General features: G+C 67.6%; 22 protein-coding genes. 18 read left to right on the top strand and 4 right to left on the bottom strand.

Annotated elements, in window-relative coordinates:
• Positions 1-82 precede the first annotated feature (82 nt).
• The 3 genes from EKL94_RS08320 to EKL94_RS08310 all read left to right on the top strand — a co-directional run bounded on the left by EKL94_RS08320 (position 83) and on the right by EKL94_RS08310 (position 2,580).
• Complete coding sequence (locus EKL94_RS08320) at positions 83-1,045, top strand: LysR substrate-binding domain-containing protein (RefSeq protein WP_049436468.1); 963 nt, start codon at positions 83-85, stop codon at positions 1,043-1,045.
• Positions 1,046-1,168: 123 nt separating this feature from the next.
• Positions 1,169-1,573 carry a nucleoside diphosphate kinase regulator gene (gene rnk / locus EKL94_RS08315; RefSeq protein WP_005408156.1) on the top strand — a complete coding sequence of 135 codons (405 nt, stop codon included), beginning with the start codon at positions 1,169-1,171 and terminating at the stop codon, positions 1,571-1,573.
• 50 nt (positions 1,574-1,623) lie between these two features.
• Positions 1,624-2,580 carry a transaldolase gene (locus EKL94_RS08310; RefSeq protein WP_126928720.1) on the top strand — a complete coding sequence of 319 codons (957 nt, stop codon included), beginning with the start codon at positions 1,624-1,626 and terminating at the stop codon, positions 2,578-2,580.
• An 866-nt stretch (positions 2,581-3,446) separates the two neighbouring features.
• On the opposite strand, the gene msrA is transcribed toward EKL94_RS08310, so the two are convergent.
• On the bottom strand, positions 3,447-4,112 hold the full coding sequence (msrA, locus tag EKL94_RS08305; protein WP_032968772.1) for a peptide-methionine (S)-S-oxide reductase MsrA: 666 nt from the start codon (positions 4,110-4,112) through the stop codon (positions 3,447-3,449).
• 30 nt (positions 4,113-4,142) lie between these two features.
• Positions 4,143-4,406 (bottom strand): putative signal transducing protein, encoded by a 264-nt coding sequence (locus EKL94_RS08300; RefSeq protein ID WP_010481810.1) that lies wholly within the window; start codon positions 4,404-4,406, stop codon positions 4,143-4,145.
• A gap of 216 nt (positions 4,407-4,622) precedes the next feature.
• Here EKL94_RS08300 and EKL94_RS08295 point away from each other — a divergent pair, with 216 nt between their 5' ends.
• The 6 genes from EKL94_RS08295 to EKL94_RS08270 all read left to right on the top strand — a co-directional run bounded on the left by EKL94_RS08295 (position 4,623) and on the right by EKL94_RS08270 (position 9,996).
• Positions 4,623-6,371: a glutamine--tRNA ligase/YqeY domain fusion protein gene (locus EKL94_RS08295; protein WP_126928719.1), complete on the top strand. Its 1,749-nt coding sequence runs from the start codon at positions 4,623-4,625 to the stop codon at positions 6,369-6,371.
• 43 nt (positions 6,372-6,414) lie between these two features.
• Positions 6,415-7,068 carry a hypothetical protein gene (locus tag EKL94_RS08290; protein ID WP_126928718.1) on the top strand — a complete coding sequence of 218 codons (654 nt, stop codon included), beginning with the start codon at positions 6,415-6,417 and terminating at the stop codon, positions 7,066-7,068.
• 50 nt (positions 7,069-7,118) lie between these two features.
• Complete coding sequence (locus EKL94_RS08285) at positions 7,119-7,841, top strand: DUF6348 family protein (protein WP_126928717.1); 723 nt, start codon at positions 7,119-7,121, stop codon at positions 7,839-7,841.
• Between the two features lie 98 nt (positions 7,842-7,939).
• Positions 7,940-8,500 (top strand): nucleoside deaminase, encoded by a 561-nt coding sequence (locus tag EKL94_RS08280; protein ID WP_126928716.1) that lies wholly within the window; start codon positions 7,940-7,942, stop codon positions 8,498-8,500.
• Entirely contained in the window at positions 8,484-9,551 is a 1,068-nt protein-coding gene (gene rlmM / locus EKL94_RS08275; protein ID WP_046428937.1) for a 23S rRNA (cytidine(2498)-2'-O)-methyltransferase RlmM, read from the top strand. The genes EKL94_RS08280 and rlmM overlap by 17 nt, the downstream gene beginning before the upstream one ends.
• Positions 9,552-9,600: 49 nt before the next feature.
• A complete protein-coding gene (locus EKL94_RS08270; RefSeq protein WP_126928715.1) occupies positions 9,601-9,996 on the top strand; it encodes an EF-hand domain-containing protein in 396 nt (131 codons plus the stop codon).
• Between the two features lie 237 nt (positions 9,997-10,233).
• Here the strand turns inward: EKL94_RS08270 and EKL94_RS08265 are convergent, their stop codons facing one another.
• Positions 10,234-11,415 carry a UbiH/UbiF family hydroxylase gene (locus tag EKL94_RS08265; RefSeq protein ID WP_126928714.1) on the bottom strand — a complete coding sequence of 394 codons (1,182 nt, stop codon included), beginning with the start codon at positions 11,413-11,415 and terminating at the stop codon, positions 10,234-10,236.
• Positions 11,412-12,620: a 2-octaprenyl-6-methoxyphenyl hydroxylase gene (gene ubiH / locus EKL94_RS08260; protein WP_126928713.1), complete on the bottom strand. Its 1,209-nt coding sequence runs from the start codon at positions 12,618-12,620 to the stop codon at positions 11,412-11,414. The genes EKL94_RS08265 and ubiH overlap by 4 nt, the downstream gene beginning before the upstream one ends.
• Before the next feature lie 106 nt (positions 12,621-12,726).
• On the opposite strand from ubiH, the gene EKL94_RS08255 reads away from it, so the two are divergent.
• The 9 genes from EKL94_RS08255 to EKL94_RS08215 all read left to right on the top strand — a co-directional run bounded on the left by EKL94_RS08255 (position 12,727) and on the right by EKL94_RS08215 (position 21,858).
• Positions 12,727-13,311, top strand: a complete 585-nt coding sequence (locus EKL94_RS08255) for a hypothetical protein (RefSeq protein WP_019338105.1) — start codon at positions 12,727-12,729, stop codon at positions 13,309-13,311.
• Positions 13,312-13,319: 8 nt separating this feature from the next.
• Entirely contained in the window at positions 13,320-13,874 is a 555-nt protein-coding gene (locus EKL94_RS08250; RefSeq protein WP_126928712.1) for a cob(I)yrinic acid a,c-diamide adenosyltransferase, read from the top strand.
• A 9-nt stretch (positions 13,875-13,883) separates the two neighbouring features.
• On the top strand, positions 13,884-14,822 hold the full coding sequence (locus EKL94_RS08245) for a histone deacetylase family protein (RefSeq protein ID WP_126928711.1): 939 nt from the start codon (positions 13,884-13,886) through the stop codon (positions 14,820-14,822).
• A gap of 89 nt (positions 14,823-14,911) precedes the next feature.
• Complete coding sequence (gene lptD / locus EKL94_RS08240) at positions 14,912-17,413, top strand: LPS-assembly protein LptD (protein WP_126928710.1); 2,502 nt, start codon at positions 14,912-14,914, stop codon at positions 17,411-17,413.
• On the top strand, positions 17,410-18,756 hold the full coding sequence (locus EKL94_RS08235; protein ID WP_049435572.1) for a peptidylprolyl isomerase: 1,347 nt from the start codon (positions 17,410-17,412) through the stop codon (positions 18,754-18,756). Before lptD ends, EKL94_RS08235 begins: the two co-directional genes overlap by 4 nt.
• Positions 18,757-18,759: 3 nt before the next feature.
• Positions 18,760-19,740 (top strand): 4-hydroxythreonine-4-phosphate dehydrogenase PdxA, encoded by a 981-nt coding sequence (gene pdxA / locus EKL94_RS08230; protein WP_126928709.1) that lies wholly within the window; start codon positions 18,760-18,762, stop codon positions 19,738-19,740.
• Entirely contained in the window at positions 19,737-20,540 is an 804-nt protein-coding gene (gene rsmA, locus EKL94_RS08225; RefSeq protein WP_005408139.1) for a 16S rRNA (adenine(1518)-N(6)/adenine(1519)-N(6))-dimethyltransferase RsmA, read from the top strand. The genes pdxA and rsmA overlap by 4 nt, the downstream gene beginning before the upstream one ends.
• Positions 20,541-20,553: 13 nt before the next feature.
• A complete protein-coding gene (gene apaG / locus EKL94_RS08220; RefSeq protein ID WP_005412297.1) occupies positions 20,554-20,937 on the top strand; it encodes a Co2+/Mg2+ efflux facilitator ApaG/CorD in 384 nt (127 codons plus the stop codon).
• Between the two features lie 15 nt (positions 20,938-20,952).
• Positions 20,953-21,858 carry a symmetrical bis(5'-nucleosyl)-tetraphosphatase gene (locus EKL94_RS08215; RefSeq protein ID WP_260473407.1) on the top strand — a complete coding sequence of 302 codons (906 nt, stop codon included), beginning with the start codon at positions 20,953-20,955 and terminating at the stop codon, positions 21,856-21,858.
• The last annotated feature ends 46 nt before the right edge of the window (positions 21,859-21,904 follow it).

The raw sequence follows: 21,904 nt of genomic DNA, 5'->3' as shown, positions 1-21,904 counted from the left end.
ACCGTTCCCAGATCACCGGGAGCATTGTCTGCCTGTCGGGTAACCACGCCGTCAGCCGGTCCGTTACCCCTGGGGTGTAAGGATGAACCTACGTGATCTGAAGTACCTGGTAGCCCTGGCCGACCACAAGCATTTCGGCCGGGCTGCCGCCTCCTGCTTTGTCAGCCAGCCGACGCTGTCCACGCAGATCCGCAAGCTGGAAGAAGAGCTGGGCCTGCCACTGGTGGAACGCGCACCGCGCAAGGTGATGCTGACCCCGGCCGGCCAGGAAGCGGCGGCACGGGCGCGTGTGATCGTGTCCGAAGTGGAACAGCTGAAGGAAGCGGCGCGACGCAGCCGCGACCCGGAAGCCGGTACGGTGCGCCTGGGGATCTTCCCGACCCTCGGCCCGTACCTGCTGCCGCATGTGATCCCACGCATCCGCGATCGCTTCCCGGAGCTGGAACTGCTGCTGGTCGAGGAAAAGAGCGATGTGCTGCTGGACCGCCTGCGCGAAGGCAAGCTCGACGCTGCATTGCTGGCCCTGCCAGTAATCGACGACCAGCTGCATGCCGAGTTCCTGTTCGAGGAACCGTTCCTGCTGGCCGTCTCCGGGCGCCACCCGCTGGCCCGTCGCGAACACCTGGACGTGCAGGAACTGGCCACGCAGAAGCTGCTGCTGCTGGAAGACGGGCATTGCCTGCGCGACCAGGCACTGGAAGTCTGCCGCCTGTTCGGCGCCAACGAGAAGTCCGAGTTCCGCGCCACCAGCCTGGAAACCCTGCGGCAGATGGTCGCCGCCGACGTCGGCATCACCCTGCTGCCGAGCCTCTCGGTGCAGCCGCCGGTGCCGCGCTCGAACAACATCCGCCTGCTCGACTTCACCGGCGAAGGTCGTCCCAGCCGCCGCATCGCCATGATCTGGCGCCGCAGCTCGGCCATGAACGACTTCCTGATGGAGCTGGCCGACCAGTTCAAGCGCCTGCCACAGGCGCTGTTCACCCTGGAGGCGGTCAACGCCGCCGGCGACACTGCCGCCCTGCCCGGCCCCGCGCTGAACGGCTGAACCCCCGCAGCACCGGCCTGGAATCGTCAGGAGTCGATTCCGGCCGCATTTGTCCCCACAATACAGACAGGCGGCGCCAGCAGGTGCCGCCTTTTGCATGGCTTTCAACCAAGGAGCTTCACCATGAGTACCGCCAGCGGCCTGCCGCCGTCGATCACCGTTTCCACCTTCGACATGGACCGCCTGGACGCCATGCTCGAGTCCCCTGCGCTGAGCCAGACGCCTGCCGCGCTCGCGCTTGCTGAAGAACTCAACCGTGCCACCGTGCTGGCACCGGACCAGATTCCCGAAGGCATCGTCATGATGCATTCGCGCGTGGAGTGCGAAGATGAAGTGTCGGGCGAGAAGCACGTCCTGACCCTGGTCTTCCCCCGCGAAGCCAACGTCGATGAAGGCAAGGTTTCCGTGCTGGCCCCGGTCGGCAGTGCCCTGCTCGGCCTTTCGATCGGCCAGAGCATCGACTGGAACGCGCCCGGCGGCCGCAAGCTGCGCCTGCGCGTGACCGCGGTCCACAACGACCGCCCCTAATTACCGCTGCGCACCGCGCGCGATTCGATCCCCCTGCACCAGGAGCCGTAATGAGTACCCCGTCCAAACTGTCCCAGCTGCGCGAACTGTCCGTGGTCGTTGCCGATACCGGTGACTACGAGGCGATCAAGCGCCTGCAGCCGGTGGACTGCACCACCAATCCGACCCTGGTGAAGAAGGCGCTGGACCTGCCGGTCTACGCCGAGCTGATCGAACGCGAACTGGCCTGGGGCCGCCAGCAGAGTGGCGACCGCGAAGCCGTGGTGCATGCCGCGGCCGACCGCCTGACCATCGGCGTCGGCGCGCTGCTGAGCACGCTGGTGCCGGGCCGCGTGTCCACCGAAGTGGATGCCGACCAGGCCCACGACACCGCCGCCACCGTGGCCAAGGCCCGCCAGTTCATCCAGATGTACGCCGACGCCGGCGTGCCGCGCGAGAAGATCCTGATCAAGATCGCTGCGACCTGGGAAGGCGTGGAAGCCGCGCGCATCCTGCAGGCCGAAGGCATCGACTGCAACCTGACCCTGATCTTCAACCCGACCCAGGCGCTGGCCTGCAGCGAAGCCGGCGCGTTCCTGATCTCGCCGTTCGTCGGCCGCATCCTGGACTGGTACGTGGCCAACGGCCAGGCCCCGGCCAGCATCGACGAAGACCCGGGCGTGAAGTTCGTGCGTGGCGTGTATGCCGAATTCAAGCGCCGCGGTTCGCCGACGGTGGTGATGGGCGCCTCGTTCCGTTCGACCGCGCAGATCGAAGCTCTGGCCGGCTGCGACCGCCTGACGATTTCGCCGGACCTGCTGGAGAAGCTGGACGCCGACCACGGCGAGCTGCCGCGCAAGCTGGTGGCCGGTGCGGCCGATGGCGCGGCGGTGACCCCGATCGATGCGGCGAAGTTCGCCGCCGACCTGGCGGCCGATCCGATGGCCACCGAGAAGCTGGCGACCGGTATCGATGCGTTTGCCAAGGATCTGCAGGCGCTGCGCGAGCGCATTCGTTCGGAACTGTGAGGATTTCGGCCAACGGCTGAGCCCCTCGTGGCGGGTCGGTTGGTCGCGAAGAGCGGGTCATGTGGTTGGCAGGGTGGGTAGGCCGTGCAGGGGACGCTGCAAGTACGTCCCTGTAAGCTCGGTCGCCGCTTGCTCGTGTGCGCTGTCCTGCGCACACGGCAAGACCGGGGTTGGGCGTCCTGCCCAACCCGCCCGAGGCATGCCTCGGGCCCATGCGGCTCACGCCCCTGCGCGGCCTACCCACCCTGCCTTCGACAGTTTCCGGTGGCCGCCCGCCACGGAAGAAAGAAAGAAGAGCAACAGCGGGTCGCACGCTTCGCTTGCTCGCAGCCGAGCATGACTATGCCGGTCGTCCTGACCGGCACCCTCCGGGCCGTCGCAAGCGACGTTGGCAGCGGCTCCTGCCGCTGCCTTCGGCTCTACAAGGGCAATGCAGAACCAAACAAAAAGGACGCGGCGAACGCCGCGTCCTTTTTGTTTTTCTTCAGTTCGTCAGTAACCAATGCTCTCGCCCACCGTCACCGGGAAACTGTCGGGGGTGGGGCGGTGTGGGTTGGCAGGACCGTTGGCGCCATGGATGGCGCCATCGAGCCCCCAGGGGTGAGGGCGCTTTGCTTGCGAAGCACTGCTTCGCAAGCGCCCGAACGCACAGCCGCCAGCGGCTGGGCCGGACCGCGGAGCGGGGTTTACGGCGTGTCCTGCCAACCCACACCGCCCCACCCAACAAGCAGCAACCCAGAGCCGCTTTGGCTTTGGCTTTGGCTTTGGCTTTGGCTTTGGCTTTGGCTTTGGCTTTGGCTTTGGCTTTGGCTTTGGCTTTGGCTTTCAGCCGTTGACGTTGCCCGCCGCAGGCGGACCACCGCGCGTCAGCGCGGCGCCTCCACATCCAACCCGATCGGGCAGCTCACGCCGGTGCCGCCGATGCCGCAGTAACCGTTCGGGTTCTTCGCCAGGTACTGCTGGTGATAGTCCTCGGCGTAGTAGTACGCCGGTGCCGGGTACACGATCTCGGTGGTGATCGGGCCGTAGCCGGCCGCATCCAGCTGCGCCTGGTAAGCCTCACGGCTGGCCAACGCAGCGGCGTACTGCGCCTCGTCGGTGGCGTGGATCGCCGAGCGGTACTGGGTGCCGGTGTCGTTGCCCTGGCGCATGCCCTGGGTCGGGTCGTGGCTTTCCCAGAACAGCTGCAGCAGCCGCTCCAGGCTCACCACCGCCGGATCGAACACCACCTGCACCACTTCAGTGTGGCCGGTCAGGCCCGAACAGACCTCTTCATAGGTCGGGTTCGGGGTGATGCCACCGGCATAGCCGACCGAGGTGCTGTACACGCCCGGTTCGGTCCAGAACTTGCGCTCGGCGCCCCAGAAGCAGCCCAGCGCGAAACGGATCTGCTGCAGGCCGGCGAAACGGTCCTTCAGCGGATGGCTGTTCACGAAGTGCTGGTTGCTGTGCAGCGGCAGCGGTTGGTCACGCCCCGGCAGTGCTTCTTCCGGGCGCGGCAGGCGCTGCTTGAAGGCGCCGATGCCAAGAATGCCCTGGCCAATTCCCAACATGATGCGCTCCTACGCCGGAAGTCCGGCTATGTCGTCTGCATCTGAAATGGGGGCGTCCGGCGCGTGGCCCAAGTCCAGCGCCGCCACGATGTCCTCGGCCTGCGGGCGTGCCGCATCGGGGATTCCCACCCGCAGCACACCAAACAGCGGCAACTCGCCCATGCCGCCCAGCAACGACTCGCCGAACACGAAGGCCGGGATGCCGGCATCTTCCAGCGCGTGCTTGACCAGATGGGCGTCGAACAGGTTGTCGGCCTTGTACACGATGTGCATGCGGCGGCTCCGTGGGACAGGGTTCCAGCATACGCCCGGGGCTGAATGGTGGTGGTGACGGCGCATGACCGTTCTGCCGGCCAGCGGCCGGCACTACCCAACTGCACGGCGATCCACGTTCCGCCGGCCGCTGGCCGGCATCCCCTCACCCCACCGGGCAGCCCTGCCCCGTACGCGCTAGACTGTTGGCCTTTCTGCCTTTCTTTTCGCCGACTCATGTCCGAGCACACCCCCGCCAGCCCCGAGACCCCCGCCGACAGCCACGAAAAGCGCGATTTCATCCGCCAGATCGTGCGCGAGGACCTGGCCAGCGGAAAGCACCAGGCGATCAAGACCCGCTTCCCGCCGGAACCGAACGGCTACCTGCACATCGGCCACGCCAAGTCGATCTGCCTGAACTTCGGCATCGCCGGCGAGTTCAGCGGCGTCTGCAACCTGCGCTTCGACGACACCAACCCGGCCAAGGAAGATCCGGAATACGTGGCCGCGATCCAGGACGACGTGCGCTGGCTGGGCTTCAGCTGGAACGAGCTGCGCCACGCTTCTGACTACTTCCAGACCTATTACCTGGCCGCCGAGAAGCTGATCGAACAGGGTAAGGCCTATGTCTGCGACCTGTCGGCCGAGGAAGTGCGCGCCTACCGCGGCACCCTGACCGAACCGGGCCGCCCGTCGCCGTGGCGCGACCGCAGCGTCGAGGAAAACCTCGACCTGTTCCGCCGCATGCGTGCCGGTGAGTTCCCGGATGGCGCGCGCACCCTGCGCGCCAAGATCGACATGGCCAGCGGCAACATCAATCTGCGCGATCCGGCGCTGTACCGCATCAAGCACGTCGAGCACCAGAACACCGGCAACGCGTGGCCGATCTACCCGATGTACGACTTCGCGCATGCACTGGGCGATTCGATCGAGGGCATCACCCACTCGCTGTGCACGCTGGAATTCGAAGACCACCGCCCGCTGTACGACTGGTGCGTGGACAACGTCGATTTCGCCCATGACGACACGCTGACCCAGCCGCTGGTCGATGCCGGCCTGCCGCGCGAGGCGGCCAAGCCGCGCCAGATCGAGTTCTCGCGCCTGAACATCAACTACACGGTGATGAGCAAGCGCAAGCTGATGGCGCTGGTCACCGAGCAGCTGGTGGACGGCTGGGAAGACCCGCGCATGCCGACCCTGCAGGGCCTGCGTCGCCGTGGCTACACCCCGGCCGCGATGCGCCTGTTCGCCGAGCGCGTGGGCATCAGCAAGCAGAATTCGCTGATCGACTTCAGCGTGCTGGAAGGCGCGCTGCGCGAAGACCTGGACAGTGCAGCGCCGCGCCGCATGGCAGTGATCGATCCGGTCAAGCTGGTGCTGACCAACCTGCCGGAAGGCCACGAAGAACAGCTGACCTTCAGCAACCACCCGAAGGACGAGAGCTTCGGCAGCCGCGAAGTGCCGTTCGCACGCGAAGTGTGGATCGACCGCGAGGACTTCGCCGAAGTGCCGCCGAAGGGCTGGAAGCGCCTGGTTCCGGGTGGCGAAGTGCGCCTGCGCGGTGCCGGCATCATCCGCTGCGATGAAGTGATCAAGGATGCCGACGGCACCATCACCGAGCTGCGCGGCTGGCTGGATCCGGAATCGCGTCCGGGCATGGAAGGCGCCAACCGCAAGGTCAAGGGCACCATCCACTGGGTCAGCGCCGTGCACGGCGTGCCGGCCGAGATCCGCCTGTACGACCGCCTGTTCTCGGTACCGAACCCGGACGACGAATCGGAAGGCAAGACCTACCGCGATTACCTCAACCCGGAATCGCGCCGCACTGTCACCGGCTATGTCGAGCCGGCCGCGGCCAGCGCCGCACCGGAGCAGTCGTTCCAGTTCGAGCGTACCGGCTACTTCGTCGCCGACCGCCGCGACCACACCGAAGCCAAGCCGGTGTTCAACCGCAGCGTGACCCTGCGCGACACCTGGTCGGCCTGAGGACCTGCGCGGGCGCCAGCACGGCGCCCGCATTACCGCGACGATGATCACCGCCCTCTCCGTCCTGCTCTGGTTCATCTCGCAGCATCCGCTGCTGACGTTCTTTTCGGCGATGGTGCTGGCCGGGCTGGTCTCGTGGTGGCGGCGTTTTCCGGGCTACGCCATCGTGGTGTTCCCGCTGGCGATGCTCAACATCTTCCTCGGCCACTTCCTCAACGCCGCCTTCCTCAACGTGGTGGGCGAGCGTGGTGAAGCGGTGATCGTGAAGTCCGAGCGCACCAGTTCGACGATGAACGAGCAGTACATCTGGCGCTACGAAGCGGTGCTGCGCACTGCCGAAGGGCGCGATGTGGAGGTGGTGTTCCACACCAATACCGCCTCGCTGTGGCCGCTGGAAAACGCCATCCGCATCCCGGCGCAGGACCAGCCGTTCGTGGTGAAGTACACGCCGGGTTTCCCGCGCAACTTCGTCATCCTCACCAACGAATCCCCGCACGGCATCGCCCAGGCCCGTGCCAGCGCACGCGAGCGGGTGGAAGTGGCGGCGCGCAAGCTGCACTTCAGCCCGGGCAATGCCGATTTCCGCGCGGACTATCGCCGCGAGCTGGAAACCTGGCTGCGCGACCACGGCAACGATCCGCAGCAGCAACCCGACGCGCTGCGATATCGCGCCGAACTCGACGCGCTCGACCGCTAGATCCCCAGGCCCTGCCTGGATGTTCCACCCCATCCACCCACAGGCCTGACATGACCACGACCTCCGCCGCCCTCCTCCCGCTGCTGCAGCAGGTCCTGCAGGATGCCGGCATCGCCAGTCGCGTCGACGGCAACGCGCTGCTGCTGGACAGCGGCCTGCGCCTGACCCCGCATGCGATGGCCGCGCACGCGCGCGACAACGGCGGCTGGCAGACCTCCACCGTCATCGAAAGCCAGCATCCGCAACTGTTCGCCGATGGCCTGTTCGAGTACCAGCACGCAAATGGTGCCGATGAGCAGGCATCGCTGTTGTCCGGCTTCCAGACCTGGGTGCGGGTGGACCTGGCGACCCTGCAGACCGCGATCGGCGCCGAAGATGCACAGGGCCTGCCGATGATGGGCCTGACCTATCCGGCCAGTGACGATGGCGAGGAACACGAGCGCACCGTGGTGCTGGGGCCGTTGGCGCACTACCGTGCGCAGGAAGTGGATGCCTCCACCTGCAGCGAGGACGACCATGGTTCCTGCCCCTGCTGCCTGTTCACCCGCAGCATGGACGCCTTCGACGAGCTGCTGAAAGCCCGCCAATTCCTCGCCATCCGCCTGTTCGCCTCGCGCGATGCCGACGGCCTGTGCGAGGCCGATTGCCGGGTCAACGGCCACGACTTCGCCGCCGCCCTGCCCCTGCTGCGCGCCTACGCGGCCAGCTGGCCGCAGGCCGGGCTGGAATTCCGCAAACAGTACGTGGTGATCCGCACCGGCTCGCCGGGCTGACCCGCCGCCACACCCGATACAGGCCGGTGCAGCTACACTGCGCGCCGGTTTCCCAAGCAACCGCACTTTCTTCCATTCCACTACGAGGCACCCCCGCGATGCTGTACGCGCAAGTCCACCTGACCCTTCCCGCCTGGATCCACGACCAGATCGACCTGGATCGTCGATATCCGGGCGATGAGGCCAAGGTCGCGCTGGCGATCGAGCTGTCGCGGCTGAACGTCGAGCACGCCAGTGGCGGCCCGTTCGGTGCCGTGGTGTTCGGCCCGGACGACAAGGTCATCGCCGCCGGCGTGAACCGGGTGATGCCGCATGCGACCTCGCTGGCGCACGCCGAGAACATGGCCTACATGCTGGCCCAGCAGCGCCTGCAGACCCCGCGCCTGAACGCGGTGCTGTCGCCGGTCACCCTGGCCACCAGTTCGCAGCCGTGCTGCCAGTGCTATGGCGCTACCGTGTGGGCCGGCATCGACCGCCTGCTGATCGGTGCCAACTCGGCCGACGTCGAAGCGCTGACCCCGTTCGATGAAGGCCCGCTGCCGGCCGACTGGGTGGGTGAACTCAACAAGCGTGGCATCGAAGTGGTGCAGGGCCTGAACCGCGACGCCGCGCGCAGCGTGCTGCGTGCTTATGGGGAAAGCGATGGCGCCCGTTACTGAGACCGGCATCGGCCTGCTGTGCCTGTGCCGGCAGGGCTTCGAGCCCGAGCTGGCCGGCGAGCTGCAGTTCCGCGCCGGCGAAGCCGGTTTCGCAGGTTATGCGCGTACCCAGCGCAATGACGGCTACGTGCTTTTCATGTGCGACGAAGCTGCGGCACTGGCTCCGCGCCTGCGCTGGCGTGAGCTGATCTTCGCGCGGCAGAAGCTGGTGGTGCTGGCCGAGCTGCCGCAGCTGGACCCGGCTGACCGGATCACCCCGATGCTGGAGGTGCTGGCCGATGCGCCGCGCTTCGGCGACCTGTGGGTGGAGCACCCCGATTCGGACGCCGGCAAACCACTGTCCGGGCTGGCCCGCGCCTTCGGCAATGCACTGCGCCCGGCGCTGCGCAAGGCCGGCAAGCTCACTGACAAGCCAAACAATCGCCTGCCGCGCCTGCACGTGGTGTTTGTCGACGGCACCCACGCCTTCGTCTGCGTGGCCGACCCGGCCGACAGCGCGCCGTGGGCACTGGGCATCCCGCGCCTGAAGCTGCTGCCCGAAGCGCCTTCGCGTTCGGCGCTGAAGCTGGACGAAGCGCTGCTGACCCTGCTGACGCCGGAAGAACGCGAAGCGCTGGCCAAGCCCGGCATGCGCGCGGCCGACCTGGGTGCCGCACCCGGCGGCTGGACCTGGGTGCTGACCCGCCAGCACATGCACGTGCTGAGCATCGACAACGGCCCGCTGCGCCAGCACGTGCTGGACACCGGCCTGGTCGAACACCTGCGCGCCGATGGCTTCCACTGGCACCCGGAGCAGCCACTGGACTGGATGGTCTGCGACATGGTCGAGCAGCCGCGCCGCGTGGCCGAACGCATGGCCACCTGGTTCCGCGAAGGCTGGTGCAGGCACGCGATCTTCAATCTGAAGCTGCCGATGAAGAAGCGCTGGGACGAAACCCGCTTGTGCCTGGACCTGTTCCAGGACCAGGCCGGCAAGCCGCTGGTGGTACGTGCCAAGCAGCTCTATCACGACCGTGAGGAGATCACGGTACTGGCCTCGCCGCTGCGCTGAGGCCACCGCGCCCGCCGGGCAGGGCCCGGCGCTACCGAGGAAGGGAACCATGCGATACCACTCGCTCGCCATGCTGATCACCTTGCTGGCAACCGCACCGGCCATTGCCCAGCAGCTGCCGCACACACCTGCGCAGAGCCAGCCGCTGGGCCCCACCGGCGGCGCGATCCGCCAGCAACCGCTGGATGCTGGCCGGGTCAGCGGCAGCGTCGAGATTGCACGGCCGGCCGGCGAGGCACAGGTGACCGTGCGTTCGCTGGAACCAAGCAGCGTGGTCGGCCAGTACCGCATCCACTTCGCCGCGCTGGATGTGAACGGCGATGGTTTCATCAGCCGCGAGGAAGCACAGGCCAACCCGGCGCTGGCCGATGAGTTCAATGCGTTGGACGTGAAGCGTCGCGGCAAGCTGGATCGTGCCGACCTGGCCGGTTGGCTGGTTGATTGATCCACCGGCGCGATCTTCATCCACGCATGGCGTGGATCTACTGGATCTACGGCGGTAGCAGCGCCCGCTTTGGGTAGGTGCCAACCTTGGTTGGCACATCCATCAGGCACCCCGGGCCCGGATGAGGCGAGGGTATTTCCAGCGTTGTGCCAACCAAGGTTGGCACCTACCAGAACGGCATCCTGCGGTGGGCAATTCGGCAGTGATGCCCGCAACGTCGTGCGGTTTGTATTCCGCTTACACCCCCGCGGCGCGCTTCCAGAATGCCTGCACCAGCGGCGGCCATTTACCGACGCAGCCCAGCGCGCGACCGCGGGCCAGGGTCAGGTGCATTTCGTCGTTGGAGAACAGGCGGTTGATCGCATCGAAGCTGTAGGCGGCGATGTGGTTGTCGCTGCGCCGTTCGCGTGCCCAGCGCTGCAGGCGCTGCGGCGACAGCCGCGGCTGGCCACGACGCTCGGCCGACGGCGCCAGCCACTGCTGCAGGGCGGCAACATCGCGCAGGCCCAGGTTCACGCCCTGCCCGGCCAGCGGATGCACCACATGCGCGGCATCACCCAATGCCAGCACGCGGCCGGCCACGTAATGACGGGCCAGCTGGCGACGCAGCGGGAAGGCTGCGCGCGGTGATGCCAGCCGCAGGTCACCCAGGCGCGCAGCGAAGGCGCGGGTCAGTTCGCGGTTGAACGCATCTTCGTCCAAGGCCAGCACGCGAGCCGCTTCCTCCTCGGGCAGGGTCCAGACGATCGAACTGCGGCGCTCGGCCACCGGCAGCAGCGCCAGCGGCCCGGTCGGCAGGAAGCGTTGCCAGGCAGTGGCCTGGTTGGGAAGATCGCTGTCCACATAGGCCACCACGCCACGCTGGTGGTAATCGTGCCGCTCCACCTCGATCCCGGCCAGCTGGCGCAGGGTCGACTCGGCACCGTCGGCGGCCACCGCCAACGCCGCTTCCAGGCGGCGACCGTCATCCAGGCGCAGGCGCACGCCGTCTTCATCCTGTTCCAGCGCTTCCACCCGTGCCGGGCAGTGCAGCTGCACGCCCGCCGCCGGCAACGCCGCCCACAGGCGATCCTGCAGCAGGCCGTTCTCGACGATACAGCCCAGTTCACGACGGCCGAAGCGATCGGCGTCGAACAGCAGATCTTCGCCACCGGCCGCATCCCACACCTGCATGCGCCGGTAGGGCCAGGCGCGGGCCTGCGCGATCGCCGGCCACACGCCCAGGCGGTTCAACAGCTGCACGTTGTCGGCGGCAAAAGCGAACACGCGCAGGTCAGGCTGTGCGGCCTGCCACGGTGCCGGTTCACGACCTTCCACCAGCGCAACCGACAGGCCGGCATCGGCCAGCGCCAGCGCGCACGCGGCACCGACCACGCCGCCACCAACGATGGCCACATCAAGACGCATGCGTCGGCTCATGCGGCTTCTCCACGGCACAGGCGCGGCACTTCGCCACGGAAGCCCATCGCGCCACCGACCAGCATCGACTGCACCGAGGCGCGTTGCGCGGCCACCAGGCCGAGGCTGCGCAGCGGCCGCATCAGCGGCGCCGGGTTGCTGGTCAGGCGTGCCAGCCCACCGGAGAACGCCACAGTCTGCCGGCGGTCTTCCTCGCGGCGCGCGACATAGGCCTGCAGCAATGCATCACTGCCGGCATCTTCATGCGCATCCTCCAGCAGCTCGGCCAGGGTCAGCGCATCGCGCAGGCCCAGGTTGAAGCCCTGCGCACCCAACGGGTGAATGGTCTGCGCGGCATTGCCGAGCAGCACCGTGCGCTCACCGGCCAGCGCACGCGCCAGCACCTGGATGAGCGGGTAGGCGCTACGCGGGCCGGACTCGAGCAGGCGGCCGGCACGCCAGCCGATCGCGTTCTGCAGGCGTTGCAGCCAGGCGGCATCGTCCAGCGCCATCACTGCATCGGCCTGGTCGCGCGCAACACCGTGCACGGTGCCGAAGTGACGATCGCCGCGCGGCAGCAGGGCCGTCGGGCCGGTATCGGTGAACCGCTCCCAGGCGGTGCCATCCGGCGCGCGCTGGCTGCGCACGCGGGCCACGAACAGGGTCTGCTGGAAATCATGGCGGTCGACCTCGATGCCCAGCGCGCCACGCACGCCGCTGGTGGTGCCATCGGCCCCCACCACCAGGCGTGCCAGCAGCACGCGATCGCCGGCCTCGTCAGCCACCCGCACCTGGCGGTAACCATCGACCACCTCGCCCAGCCCCAGGAACCGCATCGGCCGGTAACGGCGCAGGCGCGGCAGCTCCTGCAGGCGCGCTTCCAGCGCCTGGCCGAAATCGCGCGCGACCACCACCTGGCCGAACCACGGCCGGTCGTAATCGGCCGCTTCGAGCTGCACACGGCCGAAATCGCCGGCACGACTGACATGGATGCGCCGTATCGGGCCCGGCGCCATCGCCAGCTTCTGCATCACCCCCAGCGCGGTCAGCGCATTGACGGTGGCAGCAGCGAAACTGAGATTGCGCTGGTCGAACACCGCAGGCAGCTCGCCGGCCGGGCTGGCCTCGAGCAGGCCCACGTCACGGCCCAGGCGGTCCAGGGCAATGGCCAGGCTGGCACCCACCAGGCCACCACCGACAATCAGCACGTCATGTCGTTCACTCATGTGTTCATGATACGCGCTCGCCCCGACTGTACGCCGAACGGGCGGCACCTGCGCCAACCTGCGCGGCGGGCTAGAATGAAACCTGAATCCGCTCCGGGCCCCCGCCATGTCCGATACCGCCAACCGCGCCTTCGTCCTGTCCGTACTCGTACTGCTGCTGGCGGCGACCCGGGTCAATCACTTCGCGGCCATTCCGGATGCCTCCTGGGCCGTGTTCTTCATCGGTGGCTTCTACCTGGCCCGCTGGACGCGCTGGGCGTTCCCGCTGCTGATGGTGTTCGCCGTGCTGGTGGACTGGATCGTGATCCGCAGCAGCGGACTGGATTTCTGGCAGCACTACTGCGTGTCGCCGGGCTACTGGCTGCTGCTGCCGGCCTACTTCTCTTTGTGGGCCGGCGGCATGCTGCTGGGCCGCAACTACCAGAGCGCGCGCTGGCCGGTACTGGCCAAGGGCGCACTGCTGCTGGTCGCCTCGGTGGCGGTCTGCCACCTGCTGGCACAGGGCGGCTTCTACTGGTCCAGCCGCAACGTGGCCGAGCCAACCCTGGCCGGCTGGGCACAGAACTACGCGCAGTGGTTCGGGCCCTACCTGCGCACCACGGCGATCTATGTGGCGCTGGCCGCCGCCCTGCAGCTGGCTGTGGAGCAGGTGTTGAAGCTCCAGCAGGCCCGCCGCGACATCCGCCACTGAGCCGCGCCATGGGTCATCGCCTCTCGCGCATCTACACCCGCACCGGCGACGACGGCAGTACCGGCCTTGGCGACGGCCAGCGCGTGGCCAAGGATGACGCCCGCGTGGCGTCCTTCGGCACCGTCGACGAGGCCAATGCCGCGCTCGGCCTGCTGCTGGCCGTGCCCCTGCCCGAGGATGTGCGCGCGCTGGTGGTGCATCTGCAGCACCAGCTGTTCGATCTGGGCGCCGAACTGTGCATCCCCGGCCACGTCGCGATCCATGCCGCCGACGTCTCGGCACTGGAACAGCAGCTGGACCATTACAACGCCAACCTGCCGATGCTGAAGGAATTCATCCTGCCGGCCGGCGGCGAAGCCGCCGCGCGCTGCCATCTGGCCCGCACCATCGTCCGCCGCGCCGAGCGCGAAACGGTCACCCTGGCCCGCCACGAAGCCGTGCGCAGCGAGGCGCTGCAATACCTCAACCGGCTGTCGGACCTGCTGTTCGTGCTGGCCCGGGTGCTGGCCCGCGCCGATGGCCAGGGCGAAGCGCTGTGGCAACCACAGCAGCGCCAGCGCTGAGTCGGCACGATGCTGGTCTATACCCACCCGTCCTGCCTGCTGCATGACCCCGGTCCCGGCCATCCCGAGTGCCCGCAACGCCTGCAGCATGTGCTGGACGCGCTGCACACCGCCTTCCCCGGCCAGCTGGACTGGCGCGAAGCGCCGCCAGCCAAGTTCGGTGAACTGACCCGGGTTCACGACAGCGCCCTGCTCGACTTCGTGCTGCAGCCGCAGACCGCGCCGCTGCGCCAGCTGGACATGGACACCTGGACCTCGCCAGGTTCGGCCAGCGCCGCCGTGCACGCCGCCGGTGCCGGCGTGGCCGCGGTCGATGCGGTGATGCTGGGCGAGGACCCGCTGGCCTTCTGCGCGGTACGCCCGCCGGGCCACCACGCCACCAGCAGCACGGCGATGGGCTTCTGCCTGTTGAACAACATCGCCATCGCCGCCGCCTATGCCCGCGACCGCCATGGCCTGGAGCGGATCGCGGTGGTCGATTTCGACGTGCACCACGGCAATGGCACCCAGGACATCTTCCAGCACGATGCCCGGGTCTCCTACTACAGCACCCACCAGGCCGGGCTGTTTCCCAATTCCGGCCTGCGCCGCGACCGCGGTGCCGGCAACCTGATGAACATCCTGCTGCCACCGGGCAGCGGTGGCTTCCGCTTCCGCAACGTCTGGGCCGACGAGATGCTGCCGGCCATCGACGACTTCCGCCCGCAACTGCTGCTGATCTCGGCCGGCTTCGACGCCCACCTGCGTGATCCGCAGGCGGACCTGATGCTGGAGACCGACGATTTCGCCTGGATCACCCGTGAACTGCACGCGCTGGCACGCCGTCACGCGGCCGGCCGGGTGGTCTCGATGCTGGAGGGAGGCTACGACCTGCAGGCCCTTGCCGAGTGCAGCGTGGCCCATGTCCAGGCCCTGATCACACCCTCTGCGGGTGCCTCCGCCGGATGAACCCGAACCGGCAGGCTCCGGCGTCCTTCATTGCCCCTATGCAAGGGATGGGGCAAGCTACCGTCCGTTTTCGCCCGAATCCGAACCGCGTGCGCCGAGCCCTCCGCCTGCTTCCCCTGCCTCTGAGCATCGCCATCAGCCTGCCGGCGATGGCCGATGATAAGCCGCTCAACTGGGGCCTGTGCCCGGCCACCGACGTCATTCCCGCGTTCACCGACGCCCCCACCCCGGTCCCGGCCCAGGACAAGGCTGCCGCCGCGGCCGCCCGCGAGAACCAGCCGACCGACATCGAAGGCGACCAGCTGCTGGGCACCACCACCGTGCCGCAGTACGAGGGCAACGTGGCGCTGCGCCGGGGTGACCAGTTCGTCGGTACCGACAAGCTCAGCTTCGACACCGAGACCGGCAACTACATCGCCGACGGCAATGTCCGCTATCAGGACGGGTCGATCCGGATGGTCGCCAAGCGCGCCGAAGGCAACCAGGAAAGCGACACCCACAAGATCTCCGACATCAAGTACCAGCTGGTGTCGCGCCGGGGCAACGGCGATGCAGAGTCGGTCGACCTGCAGGGCGCGGTCGGCCAGATGCACCGCTCCACCTACACCACCTGCGACCCGTCGCAGCCGGTGTGGAAGCTGTCGGCGCCGCAGATCGAAGTGGACAACGACGAAGGCTTCGGCACGGCCCGCAACGCCGTGCTGCGCATCGGCAAAGTGCCGGTGCTGTGGGCGCCCTACTTCAAGTTCCCGATCGATGACCGCCGCAAGACCGGCCTGCTGTTCCCGCAGCTGGGCATGTCCGGCCGCAACGGTGTCGACTACGCGCAGCCGATCTACTTCAATCTGGCGCCGAACTACGACGACACCCTGACCCCGCGCTACATGAGCCGGCGCGGCCTGCTGCTCGACAACGAGTTCCGCTACCTCTACAACGGCGGCCGTGGCGAGGTGCTGACCAGCTACATGCCCAACGACAAGCTGCGCGACCGCGACCGCGGCCGGGTGATGTTCGACGGCTACCACAACGTGAACAGCCACTGGCAGGCCCGCGCCAACCTGGCCTGGGTGAGCGACGAACGCTATGTCGAGGACTTCGCCAACCGCCTGGTGGGGGTGACCGCCTCCAACCTGCAGAGCACCATCGGCCTGTACGGCACCGGCCAGAACTGGACGGCCGGCATCATGGCCGACCGCTGGCAGCTGACCGACTACACCCTCGACGAACGCGCCCTGCCCTACAACCGCGAGCCACGCCTGTTCTTCAACTGGAACAAGCCGGTGCTGCCGTGGCTGGAAACCGGCATCTACACCGAAGCGGTGCGCTTCACCCACGACGACATCAACTTCAAGAACGCCGTCGGCGCCGGCAAGGACCTGCAGTACACCCGCAATGGAGAGCAGTGGACTGACGGCGTCGGTGTCAGCGGCGGTTCGCGCTTGGACGTGAAGCCGTATGTGTCGTTCCCGATCAGCGGCGCAGCTTGGTATGTGACCCCTACCCTGGCCTACCGCTATACCGCCTATCAACTGGACCGTGGTCTAGTGGATGGGGTAAGGGGCATCCAAGCCCAGATCCTGCGCTCGCAGGGCATCGACCCGGCCACGGCCACCCCGGAACAGCTGCGCGGCAATACCTCGCCCAGCCGCAGCCTGCCGATCGGCAGCCTTGATGCCGGCCTGTTCTTCGATCGCGAGACGTCGATCGGTGGCAAGTCATTCCTGCAGACCCTGGAGCCGCGCCTGTTCTACCTGCGCACGCCCTATCGCAACCAGGACGAGCTGCCGATCTTCGACACCCGTGACTTCACCTTCAGCTGGGGCCAGCTGTTCCGCGACTCGCGCTATACCGGCGCCGACCGCCAGAACGATGCCAACCAGCTGACCCTGGCACTGGGCACCCGCTTCATCGACCAGACCACCGGCAAGGAACGCTTCTCGGCCGCGATCGGCCAGATCCAGTACTTCGACGAATCGCGGGTCAGCACCACGCCGGGCGGCGCGCCGGTGGAGAAGGGCAAGTCGGCGTGGATCGCCGACGGCAACTACATGATCAACGACCGCTGGACCCTGGGCGCCACCTACCAGTGGGACCCGAAGTACAAGCGCGAGGATCTGGCCAGCGTCCGCGCCCGCTATCTGATGCCCAACGATGGCGTGATCAACCTCAGCTACCGCTACCGCATCAACGCCGGCGCCCCGGCGACCGCCAACAAGCATGACCGGACCCTGCTGGAGCAGGCCGACCTGTCGTTCCTGTACCCGCTGAATGCGCGCTGGAGCCTGGTGGGCCGGTATTACTACTCGCTGCAGGACAAGGAACCGCTGGAGATCATCGCCGGCGTGCAGTGGGACAGCTGCTGCCTGGCCGTGCGTGCGGTGGCCCGCCGCTACGTGCGCAACCGCGAAGGCGACATGAACAATTCCATCCAGCTGGAGTTCGTGCTCAAGGGCCTCAGCTCCATCGGCCAGGACACGGACCGTACGCTGCGCCGTGCTATCCTCGGCTACAACCGCGACGACCTCTATCTCGTGCCGCCCAGCAACACCGGGGCGACCCGGGATGACTACGATCCGAATCAGATCCCATGACCAAGCGCTTCCCCGTTCTTCTCGCCTCCCTGCTGGCGGTGTCCAGCGTGTCCGCCCCCCTGCAGGTGCTCGCGCAGGAGGCGCAGCCGTTGGACCGCATCGCCGCCGTCGTCGACGAGGACGTGATCCTGCAGAGCGAGCTCCAGCGTGCGATCGCCAACATCAAGGCGCAGTACGCCGGCCGTGAAAACCAGCTGCCGCCGGAAGACGTGCTCAGCCGCCAGGTGCTCGAGCGCCTGGTGCTGGTCAAGCTGCAGGTGGCCCGCGCCCAGGGCAGCGGCATCCGTGTCAGCGACCAGGAGCTGAACCAGGCGATGAATGCCATCGCCCAGCAGAACGGCTCGAACCTGGATGCACTGCGCCAGCGCCTGGCCCACGACGGCATCGACTTCAACGATTTCCGCGCTTCGGTGCGCGATGAAATCACCGTGCAGCGCCTGCGCCAGAGCTTCGCGCAGAGCCGCATCAGCGTCAGCGAGGGCGAAGTCGACGCCGCCCTGAAGCAGCAGGCCACGGTGGGCAACCAGTACCACCTGGCGCACATCCTGATCGCCCTGCCCGACGGCTCCAACGCCGACCAGATCGCCACCGGCCAGAAGAAGGCCGAAGGCGTGAAGGCCCTGCTGGACAAGGGTGAGCTGGACTTCAACGCCGCCGCCGTGCGTTATTCGGACAGCCCCAACGCGCTGGAAGGCGGCGACCTGGGCTGGCGCAGCCTGGATGAAATCCCGCAGGCCTTCGCGCAGATGATGGAAAAGATGAAGCCCGGCGAAGTGGTCGGCCCGATCCGCGGCCCCAGCGGCTTCCAGCTGCTGAAGCTGGTGGAAGTGCGTGATGCCAGCGCCGCCAGCGGTGGTGAGCACACCGTCACCGAGTACCACGGCCGCCACATCCTGGTGCGCGTGGACGATCACCAGAGCGACGCTGCCGCCAAGGCCAAGATCGATACCCTGCGTGCCCGCATCGCCGGTGGCGCGGACTTCGAGACCGTGGCCAAGGAGTCCTCCGAGGACAACAACAGCAAGGGCCAGGGCGGCGATCTGGGCTGGTTCCCGGCCGACGCGTTCGGTCCGGCGTTCGGCCAGCAGGTGTCCGGCATCCAGGATGGCGGCGTCAGCCAGCCGTTCCGCACCGATGCGGGCTGGCACATCGTGCAGCGCGTGGGCACCCGCCAGACCGACGTGACCACCGACAATCAGCGTGCCCAGGTCCGTGAGACCATCGGCCGCCGCAAGCTGGAAGACGAGTACAACCGCTTCCTGCAGGAACTGCGTGGCGAAGCCTACGTCAGCTTCCGCAGCGGCGACCGCGCGGAAAACACCGCCACGCCGCCGCAGTCCTGACCGATGCGCCCCGAGCTCGCTCTGGTACCGGGCGAGCCCGCCGGGATCGGCCCGGAACTGTGTGTCCGCCTCGTCCAGCAGCCGCGTGAAGATTGCCGGCTGCTGGCCTTCGCCGACCCGGATACCCTGCGCGCGGCTGCGGCCGCGCTGAACCTGCCCCTGCAGCTGCTGCCCGAGGACGCCGAAGCACGCGTCCCCGGCGATCTGCGTGCGCGCGTTGTGGCCAATACCGTGCCCAGCCACTTCGGCCAGGCCAACCCGGCCAATGCCGGGGCGGTCATCGGCGCCCTGCTGGGTGCCGGCCAGGCCTGCCTGTCCGGCGAACTGCACGGCGTGGTCACCGGCCCGGTGCACAAGGCGGTCATCAACGAAGGCGGCATCGCCTACAGCGGCACCACCGAACTGCTGGCCGACCAGGCCGGCGTGAAGGTGGTCATGATGCTGGCCAACCACATCGTGCGCGTGGCCCTGGCCACCACCCACCTGCCACTGCGCGAGGTGGCCGACGCGATCACCGCGCCCGGCCTGGAACACACCCTGCGCACCGTGCACGCCGCGCTGCGCCGCGAGTTCGGCCTGCCCGCGCCACGCATCGCCGTGCTCGGCCTGAACCCGCATGCCGGTGAAGACGGCCATCTGGGCCGCGAGGAACTGGACCTGGTCATCCCGCTGCTGCAGCGCCTGCGCGCGGAGGGCATGGACCTGGTCGGGCCGCTGCCGGCCGACACCGCCTTCCTGCCGGCCAAGCTGGCCGGCTTCGACACCGTGCTGGCGATGTACCACGACCAGGGCCTGCCGGTGCTGAAGTATTCCGGCTTCGAGCAGGCGGTGAACCTGACTCTGGGCCTGCCCTACCCGCGCGTGGCGGTGGACCATGGCACCGCGCTGGACCTGGCCGGCCGCGGCATTGCCGATCCTTCCAGCCTGCAGGCGGCAACAACGCTGTGTGCGCAGCTTGCGCGGCAACGTACACTGAGCGCATGAATTCCCCGCATTCCCCCTCCGGCCCGGTGTTCACCGCCCCGGCCAAGAAGCAGCTTGGCCAGCATTTCCTGGCCGACCGCCACTACATCGACAAGATCGTGATGGCGGTCAACCCGAAAGACGGTGACCGGCTGGTCGAGATCGGTCCCGGCCAGGGCGCGATCACCCTGCCCCTGCTGCGCGTGCATCCGAAACTGACGGTGATCGAGTTCGACCGCGACCTGATCGCGCCGCTGACCGCTGCCGCCGAGCCGCTGGGCGAGCTGACCATCGTCCACCGCGACGTGCTGCGCGTGGACTTCACCGAGCTGGCTGCCGGCCAGCCGATCCGCCTGGTCGGCAACCTGCCCTACAACATCTCCTCGCCGATCCTGTTCCATGCACTGGAACATGCCGCGGTGATCCGCGACATGCACTTCATGCTGCAGAAGGAAGTGGTCGACCGCATGGCCGCCGGCCCCGGCAGCAAGGTGTACGGCCGGCTCAGCGTGATGCTGCAGGCCTACTGCCAGGTGACCTCGCTGTTCGTGGTGCCGCCGGGCGCATTCCGGCCGCCGCCGAAGGTCGATTCGGCCGTGGTGCGGCTGGTGCCGCGTGACCCGGCCACGATCAACATCAACGACCACAAGCGTTTCGCCGAGGTGGTCAAGGCCGCCTTCGGGCAGCGCCGCAAGACCCTGCGCAACGCCCTGAACAACGTGGTGTCCGCCGAACAGTTCGTTGCCGCCGGCGTGCGTCCCGATGCCCGCGCCGAACAGCTGGACGTGGCCGAATTCATCGCTTTGGCCAATGCCTCCTGATTACACTGCCGGTATGGAAGACGCTGACGTTTACGCCATCTCCGTCGAAGTCGCACCGCGCTTCCTCGACGATCAATCTGCGCCGGAAGACGGGCGCTATGCGTTCGCCTACACGATCCGCATCCACAACCAGGGACGTGTTGCCGCGCGCCTGGTCGCACGCCACTGGCGTATCACCGATGCCAACGGCCGCGTCGAGCATGTCGATGGCGACGGGGTGATCGGCGAGCAGCCGCGCCTGCGTCCCGGTGAAGACTTCCATTACACGTCCGGTGTCATGCTGGGGACCGATCACGGGACCATGCAGGGCCACTACGACATGGTCGCCGACGACGGCACCGAATTTGCCGCGCCGGTCGCACCTTTCGTGCTGGCCATCCCGCGTACCCTGCACTGACACGGAGGCCGAACGATGAGTGTGTGGGCGATCGGCGACCTGCAGGGCTGCTATGACGTCACCCAGCGACTGCTGGAGAAGATCCGCTTCGACCCGGCGCAGGACACCCTGTGGTTCTGCGGCGACCTGGTGAACCGGGGCGGCCAGTCGCTGGAAACGCTGCGGCTGGTGCATTCGCTGCGCGAGCACAGCGTGGTGGTGCTGGGTAACCATGATCTTTCGCTGCTGGCCGTCGGTGCCCGCACCGAAGAGGAACAGCGCAAGGTCAACCCGGACCTGCTGCGCATCGTGCAGGCCGAGGACCGCGACGAACTGCTGGACTGGCTGCGCCTGCAGAAGCTGGTGCACGTGGACCGCGAGCTGGGCTGGATGATGGTGCACGCCGGCCTGGCGCCGAAGTGGACCACGCAGATGGCCGAGAAGCATGCCGCCGAGGTCGAGGTGCAGCTGCACGGCGCCGGCTACCGCAAGCTGTTCCGCAACATGTACGGCGACAAGCCGAGCTGGGCACCGAACCTGTCCGGCTATGACCGCTCGCGCGCGATCATCAACGTGCTCACCCGCATGCGCTACTGCACCCCGCGCGGACGCATCGGCATCGAAGACAAGGGCACGCCGGGCACCCAGGAACAGGGGCTGTATCCCTGGTTCGAAGTGCCAGGCCGGGTCGAGCGTGACCTCAAGGTCGTCTGCGGCCACTGGTCGGCGCTGGGCCTGACCATCACCCAGGGCGTGCACGCCATCGACACCGGCGCGGTGTGGGGTGGCAAGCTCACCGCGATCCAGCTCGATACCGATGAACTGCGCGTGGTGCAGGTGCCTGCCTCTTTTACACATCTGACGCTGCCCCCGACCTTACCCCTGGAGCTTCCGGGCGGCGCCGTCGCGTGCACACTAAAAAACTACTACCACAGCACATGAACAGTAGCACCTAAGCATCACACATACAATCAACACCAACAGAAAA

Origin of the sequence: Stenotrophomonas maltophilia, from assembly GCF_003970865.1 — a bacterium.
GTDB classification, from domain to species: domain Bacteria; phylum Pseudomonadota; class Gammaproteobacteria; order Xanthomonadales; family Xanthomonadaceae; genus Stenotrophomonas; species Stenotrophomonas maltophilia_AR.
The sequence above is the reverse complement of the archived record's forward strand: the minus strand, read 5'-3'. Positions and strand labels throughout refer to the sequence as shown.